This is a genomic window from Paracoccus sp. PAMC 22219 (assembly GCF_000787695.1).
GTDB lineage: Bacteria > Pseudomonadota > Alphaproteobacteria > Rhodobacterales > Rhodobacteraceae > Paracoccus.
In genome coordinates, this window is record NZ_BBPH01000126.1 from 1 (window position 1) to 8,424 (window position 8,424).

Sequence of the window (8,424 nt, forward strand, 5' to 3'; positions counted from 1 at the left end):
CCTGCTGGCCGAGGGGCGGGTGATCGACAGCCACGACCTGCCGCTGCCCCTGCTGGAGGCCGATGCGCCCGCGGACATGCCCGGCGACGATCTGCACCAGGTGCTGGCGGCCTGCGGGGGGAACATGGCGCTGGCGGCGCGCAGGCTGGGCGTCAACCGGTCCACCGTGTTGCGGCGGTTGCGCGCCCTGGAATGATGTTGCGCGGGCGTTGCGCGCGCAACGGTATTGCGGCGCGGCATGCGATTGCCGCGTCGCGGCGGTCGATTTCGCTGTGCCGGACCGGGTGACGGCCTGCACCCTCCCCCTCGGGAGACCGAATTGAGGGAGGAACCACCATGCTGGACACCACAGCCGAACAGCGCGCACAGGCGGTGCTGGACGATCTGGGCCAGGCGCTGGAGGCGGGCGACATCGACCGCGCCAAGGCGCTGTTTGCGACCGATTGCCACTGGCGCGATCTGGTCAGCTTTACCTGGAACATCCGCACGCTGGAGGGGCCGGACCAGGTGGCCGACATGCTGCGCGCGCAACTGGGCCACATCGCCCCCACCGGCTGGCAGGTGGACCCGGCCGAACCCGTGTCTGACGAGGGCGGTGTCGTCACCGCCTGGTTCACGTTCGAGACCAAGGTCGGGCGCGGTTATGGTCTGGTACGGCTGCGCGACGGGCGCATCTGGACGTTGTTGACCGCCCTGCAGGAGCTGAAGGGCCACGAGGAGGCCAAGGGCGCGTCTCGTCCGATGGGCGCCAAGCACGGCGCCGGCAAGAACCGCCCCAGCTGGCGCGAGGAGCGCGAGGCCGAGGCGGCCGAGCTGGGATACTCGCGCCAGCCCCACACGCTGATCATTGGCGGCGGGCAGGGGGGCATCGCGCTTGGCGCGCGGCTGCGGCATCTGGGCGTGCCCGCGATCATCATCGACACCAACGATCGTCCCGGCGACAGCTGGCGGCGTCGCTACAAGTCGCTGTGCCTGCACGACCCGGTCTGGTACGACCATCTGCCCTACATGAAATTCCCCGACACCTGGCCCGTCTTTGCCCCCAAGGACAAGGTCGGCGACTGGCTGGAGATGTACACGCGGGTGATGGAGCTGAACTACTGGACCCGCAGCACCTGCAGGCAGGCCAGCTATGACGCGGCGAAGGGTGAATGGACCGTGGTGATCGACCGCGACGGTCAGGAGGTGACCCTGCACCCCAAGGAGCTGGTTCTGGCCACCGGCATGTCGGGCAAGGCGAACGTCCCGAACTTTCCCGGCATGGACCGGTTCAAGGGCGAACAGCACCATTCGTCGAAACACCCCGGCCCCGACGCCTATGCGGGCAAGAAGGTGGTGATCGTAGGGTCCAACAATTCGGCCCACGACATCGCGGCGGCGCTGTGGGAACATGACGCGGATGTCACGATGATCCAGCGGTCATCGACCCATATCGTCAAATCCGACAGCCTGATGGAGATCGGTCTGGGGGCGCTGTACTCCGAGGAGGCCGTCGCGGGCGGCATGACGACCGAAAAGGCCGACCTGATCTTTGCATCCTTGCCCTACAAGATCATGCACCAATGGCAGATCCCGCTGTACAACCAGATCCGCGAACGCGACGCCGATTTCTATGCCGGGCTGGAAAAGGCGGGCTTCAAGCTGGACTTCGGCGACGACGACAGCGGGCTGTTCATGAAGTACCTGCGCCGGGGGTCGGGCTATTACATCGACGTGGGTGCCAGCCAGCTGATTATCGACGGCAAGATCAAGCTTGCCCATGGCCAGCTGGTCGAGATCACCGAAAACGGCGTCCTGCTGGATACCGGAGAGGAACTGCCCGCCGACCTGATCGTCTATGCGACCGGCTATGGCTCGATGAACGGGTGGGCCGCTGACCTGATCGGGCAGGACGTGGCCGACAAGGTGGGCAAGGTCTGGGGCCTGGGATCGGGCACCACCAAGGATCCCGGTCCCTGGGAGGGCGAACAGCGCAACATGTGGAAGCCGACCCAGCAGCCCGGCCTGTGGTTCCACGGCGGCAACCTGCACCAGTCGCGGCATTATTCGCTGTATCTGGCGCTGCAGCTGAAGGCGCGGGCCGAGGGGATCGACACCCCCGTCCACGGGCTGCAGCAGGTGCATCACCTGTCCTGACCGGCACTGGCCCGGCACCCTGCCGGGCCACCCTTTCCCAAGGAGAGACATCATGACCACCGACAACAGGGTGGCGCTGGTCACCGGCGCCGCCAGAGGGATCGGGCTTGCCATCGCACAGCGCCTGTCCCGCGACGGGCTGGCCGTGGCGCTGGCCGATCTGGACCAGGACGCGCTGGACCGCGCCGCGGCCACCATCGACGGCCCCGTGGTGACGATCCGTCTGGACGTCACCGACCGCGCCGCCGTGATCGACGCCGTTGCCCGCACCGAGGCCGAGCTGGGCGGGTTCGACGTGATGATCAACAACGCGGGCATCGCGCAGGTCCAACCCATCGCCGACATCACCGAGGACGAGATGGACCGCATCCATGCCGTCAACGTCAAGGGCGTGCTGTGGGGCATCCAAGCGGCCGCGGCGCATTTCAAGGCGCAGGGCCGGGCGGGCAAGATCGTGTCCGCCGCGTCCATTGCCGCGCACGAGGGGTATGCGATGCTGGGCGCCTATTGCGGGACCAAGTTCGCGGTCCGCGCCCTGACCCAGGTGGCGGCCAAGGAATTCGCCGCCGACGGGATCACCGTGAACGCGTACTGTCCCGGCGTGGTGGGCACCGACATGTGGACCCAGATCGACGCCCGGTTCGCCGAGGTCACCGGTGCCAAGGTCGGCGAGACTTTCGACGCCTTTGTCGGCGGCATCGCCCTGGGTCGGCCCCAGACCGCCGAGGACGTGGCCCGACTGGTGTCCTATCTGGCCAGCCCCGACAGCGATTACATGACTGGTCAATGCGTCATCATGGATGGCGGCCTGGTCTATCGCTGACCCCATTCCCCCAAAGGAGCATCCCATGAAAGCCCTGCGTTTTCACGCCGCCCGCGACCTGCGCATCGAGGATATCGACGCGCCTGCGGCGCCCGCCGCAGGTCAGGTTCTGATCCGCAACACGTTCTGCGGCATCTGCGGCACCGACCTGCACGAATACGCCTATGGCCCGATCTTCATCCCGAAAGAGCCGCATGCCTTCACCGGCGCCCACGGCCCCCAGGTCCTGGGCCACGAATTCGGCGGCGTGGTCGAGGCCGTGGGTGCGGGCGTCACCCATGTGGCCCCCGGCGACCGCGTGTCCGTCCAGCCGCTGATCATGCCCCGGTCGGGCGATTACTATGCCGATCGCGGGCTGTTCCACCTGTCCGATCAGCTGGCCTTGGCGGGTCTGTCCTGGCATTCGGGCGGCATGGCGGAACGCGCGCTGCTGAACGATTACAACATCGTCAAGATCCCCGACGACCTGCCCGACGAGGCCGTGGCCCTGATCGAGCCCACGGCTGTCGCCGTCTATGCCTGCGACCGGGGCGGGGTCTTTGCTGGATCATCCGTTCTGGTGACCGGGGCGGGGCCCATCGGTGTGCTGACGCTGATGGCGGCGCGGGCGGCGGGGGCGGTGCGGCTGTTCGTGTCCGACCCGAACGAGACGCGACTGGCGCTGGTGCGCGACCTTCTGCCCGACGTTGTCACGCTGAACCCGACCAAGGCGTCGGTCGGCGACGCGGTCCGCGCCGCGACCGAGGGCGGGGTGGGCTGCGACGTGGCGATCGAATGCGTGGGCAACGAGCATGCGCTCAAGGCCTGCCTGGACGCGGTGCGCAAGCAGGGGGTCGTCGTGCAGACCGGCCTGCACCCGCATGACAACCCGCTGGACTGGTTCGCGGTCACCTTCAAGGATGTCGACCTGCGGGGCAGTTGGGCCTATCCGACGCATTACTGGCCGCGTGTCGCGGGCATGATCGCCTCGGGCGCACTGCCCGCCGCCAAGGTCGTGACGCGCCGCATCGGTCTGGACGAGGCCATAACCGAAGGGTTCGACCGGCTGCTGGACCCGGCCGGAACGCAACTGAAGATCCTGATCGACCTGTCGCGTTGACAGGTCCTTGGGTCCGCACGTCACGGCGGGCATGACGATACGCAAGATCGCCATGCCTGCGGCGAAACGTTCGGATCGCCCTGCGACATGGCGCCTATTGGATATCGGCCCGCGAATGTCCATTCTTGGACCATGGACAATAAAGCAACCACCTCTGTGCTGTACAATGGCTCCTGCCCGGTGTGCAGCGCCGAGATCGGACACTATGCTCGCTATGCGAAGGCGGCCGGATTGCCGATCAGGTTCGATGATCTGAATTCCGACGCACGATCGGGGTGGGGACTGGACAGCGATACGGCGGCACGGCGGCTTTATGTGCTGCATGACGGAAAGCTGACATCGGGCATTCCGGCCTTTCTGGTGCTGTGGGCGCAGATGCCGCGCTATCGCTGGCTGGGCCGGATCGTCGGTCTGCCGGTCATCCGGCATGTCGCGTCGGTGATCTATGATCGTGTGCTGGCACCGCTGATCTACGAGTGGCATCTGCGCCGACAGCGCCGCGGGGAACCGTGATGGCCGAACTGCCCCGAGAGAATGTGCAGTCCTATCCGCGCCCGCCCGTCGTGCAGCCCGTCCCGCATCGCATCGTCATCCGCCATGGCGGCGTTCTGTTGGCCGATACAGTGCGCGCACTGCGCGTCCTGGAGACGCATCACGCGCCCAGCTACTATCTGCCCGTGGCGGATATCCATGCGACCCTGCGCCCGGCGGCGGGCAGCAGCTTTTGCGAGTGGAAGGGCGTGGCACGCTATGTCGACGTGATCGCGGGGGACGCCACCGCCCTTCGCGCAGGCTGGGCCTATGACCGCCCGACGGAAGGCTTTGCGCCGCTGATCGGTCACTTTGCCTTCTATGCCGGCCTGCTGGACGAGGCCTGGGTCGGTGATCTGCGTGTCATTCCGCAGCCGGGCGATTTCTATGGCGGGTGGGTCACGTCCAATCTTGACGGACGGATAAAAGGCGCGCCCGGCACCCTTCACTGGTAGCATCCCGCCACCACGGCTTTGAACCGCGGGAGGCGGCGCGAATGTCGACTCCCATGACATATCTTCTTCTGATTCTGATTGACGTAAGTCATTTCTGTGTGTCAGCGTCAGTGTGGGGAGAAGAAGACGGTGTTCGTGCGTGAGGCAGCCATTGGGTTGGCACGACGCCTTCTCAGAGACGCGCGACATGACTGACGGTGCTTGCTGAAGCGTTTGGCACGGGTAACCGGTGCTGGACGACGAATGGCGTGACGCCTTTGGAACGGTCGGCATGCCTGAGGGACACTGGTTGACGCTCTCCTGTCCGGCCCGGCTGCGCCGGCACGTGCTGCAAGAGGGGACACCATGAAGACGATCAAGGGGCCGGCTTTGTTTCTGGCGCAATTCGCCGGTGACACTGCGCCGTTCGACAACTGGGACGGGATCACGAAATGGGCCGCCGATTGCGGCTACAAGGGCGTGCAGGTGCCCAGCTGGGACACGCGCCTGATCGACCTGGCCCGGGCCGCGGAAAGCCGGGATTACTGCGATGAATTCAAGGGCGTTGCGGCCGCGAACGGTGTCGAGGTGACAGAGCTGTCGACCCATCTGCAGGGCCAGCTGGTCGCCACCCACCCGGCCTATGACGCGGCCTTTGACGGGTTCACCGTCCCGGAGATGCGCGGCGATCCCAAGGCGCGGCAGGAATGGGCGGTGGATCAGGTCCGCAAGGCGCTGACCGCATCGCGGAACATGGGTCTGGGCGCCATGGTCAGCTTTTCGGGGGCCTTGGCATGGCCCTTCGTCTATCCCTGGCCGCAGCGCCCCGCCGGACTGGTCGAGACCGCCTTTGACGAACTGGCCCGTCGCTGGCGCCCGCTGCTGGACCATGCCGAGGATTGCGGGGTCGACGTCTGCTATGAGATCCACCCGGGAGAGGATCTGCATGACGGCGACAGCTATGAGATGTTCCTGGAGCGGACCGGCAATCACGCCCGCGCCTGCATGTTGTACGATCCGTCGCATTACGTCCTGCAATGCCTGGATTATCTGGACAACATCGACATCTATGCCGACCGGATCCGCATGTTCCACGTCAAGGATGCCGAGTTCAATCCGACCGGGCGCAAGGGCGTCTATGGCGGCTTTCAGCCTTGGGTCAAAAGGGCGGGGCGGTTCCGCAGCCCGGGCGACGGGCAGGTCGATTTCGGGGCGGTGTTCTCCAGGCTGACGGCCAATGATTTCGATGGCTGGGCGGTCGTGGAATGGGAGTGCTGCCTCAAGCATCCCGAAGACGGCGCACGCGAGGGCGCGGCCTTCGTGCGCGACCACATCATCCGCGTGACCGAGCGGGCCTTTGACGATTTCGCGGATGGCAAGGCCGATCAGGCCGCCAACCGCCGCATGCTGGGGATCTGACATGGCACGGATCAGGCTGGGGATGGTGGGTGGCGGCAACGACGCCTTCATCGGCGGGGTCCACCGCATTGCCGCGCGTCTGGACGGGGAGTTCGATCTGGTGGCCGGGGCCCTGTCGTCGACGCCGGAACGGGCGCGGGCCAGCGGCGCGGCGCTTGGGCTGGACGCGGACCGATGCTATGACAGCTTCGACGCGATGGCCGCGGCAGAGGCCGCGCGCCCCGACGGGATCGAGGCCGTGTCCATCGTGACCCCGAACCATGTCCACGCGGCGGCGGCGCAGGCCTTTCTGTCGCGCGGTATCCACGTCATCTGTGACAAGCCGCTGACCGCCACGATGGCGCAGGCGGATGCGCTGGCACAGTCGGTCGAGGCGTCGGACGCGCTGTTCATCCTGACCCACAACTATACCGGCTATCCGATGATCCGGCAGGCGCGCCAGATGATCGCCGCAGGCGATCTGGGCGCAGTCCGGGTGGTGCAGGTCGAATATCCGCAGGACTGGCTGACCGAAGCCGCCGAAGAAACGGGCGGCAACAAGCAGGCGGAATGGCGCACCGATCCGGAACGGTCGGGAAAGGGTGGGTCCATCGGCGATATCGGCACGCATGCGCACAACCTGGCCTGTTTCGTCACCGGGCAGGCGGTCCATGCACTGGCTGCCGATCTGCAAAGTTTCGTGCCGGGGCGGCGGGTCGATGACAATGCGCATGTGATGCTGCGGTTCGCGGATGGTGCGCGGGGGATGCTGTGGTGCAGCCAGGTTGCGCCGGGATGCGAGAACGGCCTGCGCCTGCGGGTCTTTGGCGCGGCGGGCGGGCTGGAATGGGCACAGGAGGATCCGAACTATCTGTGGCACACCCCCTTTGGCCACCCAAAGCGCCTGCTGACACGCGGCGGGGCAGGGGCCTCGGAGGCGGCGGCGGCCGTGACGCGCATTCCGGGCGGCCACCCGGAGGGTTACCTGGAAGGGTTCGCGACCCTCTATGCCGGGGCCGCGCAGGCGATAAGGGCCGCGCGCGAGGGGCGGCGCGACCCGGTGCTGGACCTGCTGCCGGGGCTGGCCGAGGGGCTGGCCGGAATGCGCTTCATCGACGCCTGCCTGCGCTCCTCGCAGGCCGATGCGGTCTGGGTGACGCTGTGAGCCTGATCGGCCTGGCCCATGTGCTGCATGACGTGGACATTGCCGTTGCCCCGCGTTGCCTGATCGACACTCGCGCGACCACCACACCGGTCGGCCAGCAGGCAGGCACCGGCACTGCCCTTGATTTGACAGATTTCGTCCCGCCGTGTTTGAACGGAGCCGTCCAGGGGCGATCACCATTCCCGCTGTGGTCTTGCAGCGCGAAACCAAGGCCGGAACCTGATCCGGCGACCGACAGGGAGGACGACATGAGACAACTTGCATCCGGGGCCGCCATCGCGCTGGTCCTTGCCACGCCCGCATTTGCACAGGACGACAGGATGGTGATCGGCGTCTCGATCCCCGCCGCGACCCATGGCTGGGCGGGGGGCATGAACTATTTCGCGCAGGCGGCCATCGAACGGCTGTCCGAAACCTATCCGAACCTGGAATTCGCGCTGGCCACGGCCTCGGATCCGGGCCAGCAGGTCAACGACATCGAGGACATGGTGGCAACCCGCGAGATCGACGCGCTGGTGGTCCTGCCGTTCGAATCCGAGCCGCTGACCGGACCGGTCCAGAACGTCAAGCAGTCGGGGGCCTGGGTCACGGTCGTCGATCGCGGCCTGTCGGTCGAGGGCATCCAGGACCTGTATGTCGCGGGCGACAATCCGGGTTTCGGCCGCGTCTCGGGCGAATACATGGCCGAGGCGATGCCCGACGGCGGCAAGATCGTCGTCCTGCGCGGCATCCCCACCTCGATCGACAACGAGCGTGTCGAGGGCTTCGAGGCCGCCATCGAAGGCAGCGGGATCGAGATCCTGGGGATGGAGCATGGCAACTGGAATCGCGACGAATC

Annotated in this window: 9 protein-coding genes; all 9 read left to right on the plus strand. The window is 66.7% G+C overall.

The window, feature by feature from the left end; all coding sequences use genetic code 11:
• The coding region (locus TY51_RS22045; RefSeq protein ID WP_042250430.1) for a helix-turn-helix domain-containing protein at positions 1-196 on the plus strand (196 nt) is incomplete at its 5' end.
• Between the two features lie 140 nt (positions 197-336).
• Positions 337-2,136: an NAD(P)/FAD-dependent oxidoreductase gene (locus TY51_RS13880; RefSeq protein WP_042250433.1), complete on the plus strand. Its 1,800-nt coding sequence runs from the start codon at positions 337-339 to the stop codon at positions 2,134-2,136.
• Positions 2,137-2,188: 52 nt separating this feature from the next.
• Complete coding sequence (locus TY51_RS13885; protein ID WP_042250436.1) at positions 2,189-2,959, plus strand: acetoin reductase; 771 nt, start codon at positions 2,189-2,191, stop codon at positions 2,957-2,959.
• Positions 2,960-2,984: 25 nt separating this feature from the next.
• Complete coding sequence (locus tag TY51_RS13890) at positions 2,985-4,058, plus strand: 2,3-butanediol dehydrogenase (RefSeq protein ID WP_042250438.1); 1,074 nt, start codon at positions 2,985-2,987, stop codon at positions 4,056-4,058.
• Between the two features lie 132 nt (positions 4,059-4,190).
• On the plus strand, positions 4,191-4,571 hold the full coding sequence (locus tag TY51_RS13895) for a thiol-disulfide oxidoreductase DCC family protein (RefSeq protein WP_042250440.1): 381 nt from the start codon (positions 4,191-4,193) through the stop codon (positions 4,569-4,571).
• On the plus strand, positions 4,571-5,044 hold the full coding sequence (locus TY51_RS13900) for a DUF427 domain-containing protein (protein WP_052650220.1): 474 nt from the start codon (positions 4,571-4,573) through the stop codon (positions 5,042-5,044). The genes TY51_RS13895 and TY51_RS13900 overlap by 1 nt, the downstream gene beginning before the upstream one ends.
• A gap of 345 nt (positions 5,045-5,389) precedes the next feature.
• Positions 5,390-6,442 carry a sugar phosphate isomerase/epimerase gene (locus tag TY51_RS13905; protein WP_042250446.1) on the plus strand — a complete coding sequence of 351 codons (1,053 nt, stop codon included), beginning with the start codon at positions 5,390-5,392 and terminating at the stop codon, positions 6,440-6,442.
• A 1-nt stretch (position 6,443) separates the two neighbouring features.
• Positions 6,444-7,586 (plus strand): Gfo/Idh/MocA family protein, encoded by a 1,143-nt coding sequence (locus tag TY51_RS13910; RefSeq protein WP_197054768.1) that lies wholly within the window; start codon positions 6,444-6,446, stop codon positions 7,584-7,586.
• Positions 7,587-7,834: 248 nt separating this feature from the next.
• A partial coding sequence (locus TY51_RS13915) for a substrate-binding domain-containing protein (RefSeq protein WP_042250447.1) occupies positions 7,835-8,424 on the plus strand: 590 nt, incomplete at its 3' end.

Bases quoted from the DNA above. Each gene is read 5' to 3' on its own strand.
- TY51_RS13890 (WP_042250438.1), top strand. From the start codon at position 2,985: ATGAAAGCCCTGCGTTTTCACGCCGCCCGCGACCTGCGCATCGAGGAT.
- TY51_RS13905 (WP_042250446.1), top strand. From the start codon at position 5,390: ATGAAGACGATCAAGGGGCCGGCTTTGTTTCTGGCGCAATTCGCCGGT.
- TY51_RS13880 (WP_042250433.1), top strand. From the start codon at position 337: ATGCTGGACACCACAGCCGAACAGCGCGCACAGGCGGTGCTGGACGAT.
- TY51_RS13900 (WP_052650220.1), top strand. From the start codon at position 4,571: ATGGCCGAACTGCCCCGAGAGAATGTGCAGTCCTATCCGCGCCCGCCC.
- TY51_RS13910 (WP_197054768.1), top strand. From the start codon at position 6,444: ATGGCACGGATCAGGCTGGGGATGGTGGGTGGCGGCAACGACGCCTTC.
- TY51_RS13885 (WP_042250436.1), top strand. From the start codon at position 2,189: ATGACCACCGACAACAGGGTGGCGCTGGTCACCGGCGCCGCCAGAGGG.
- TY51_RS13895 (WP_042250440.1), top strand. From the start codon at position 4,191: ATGGACAATAAAGCAACCACCTCTGTGCTGTACAATGGCTCCTGCCCG.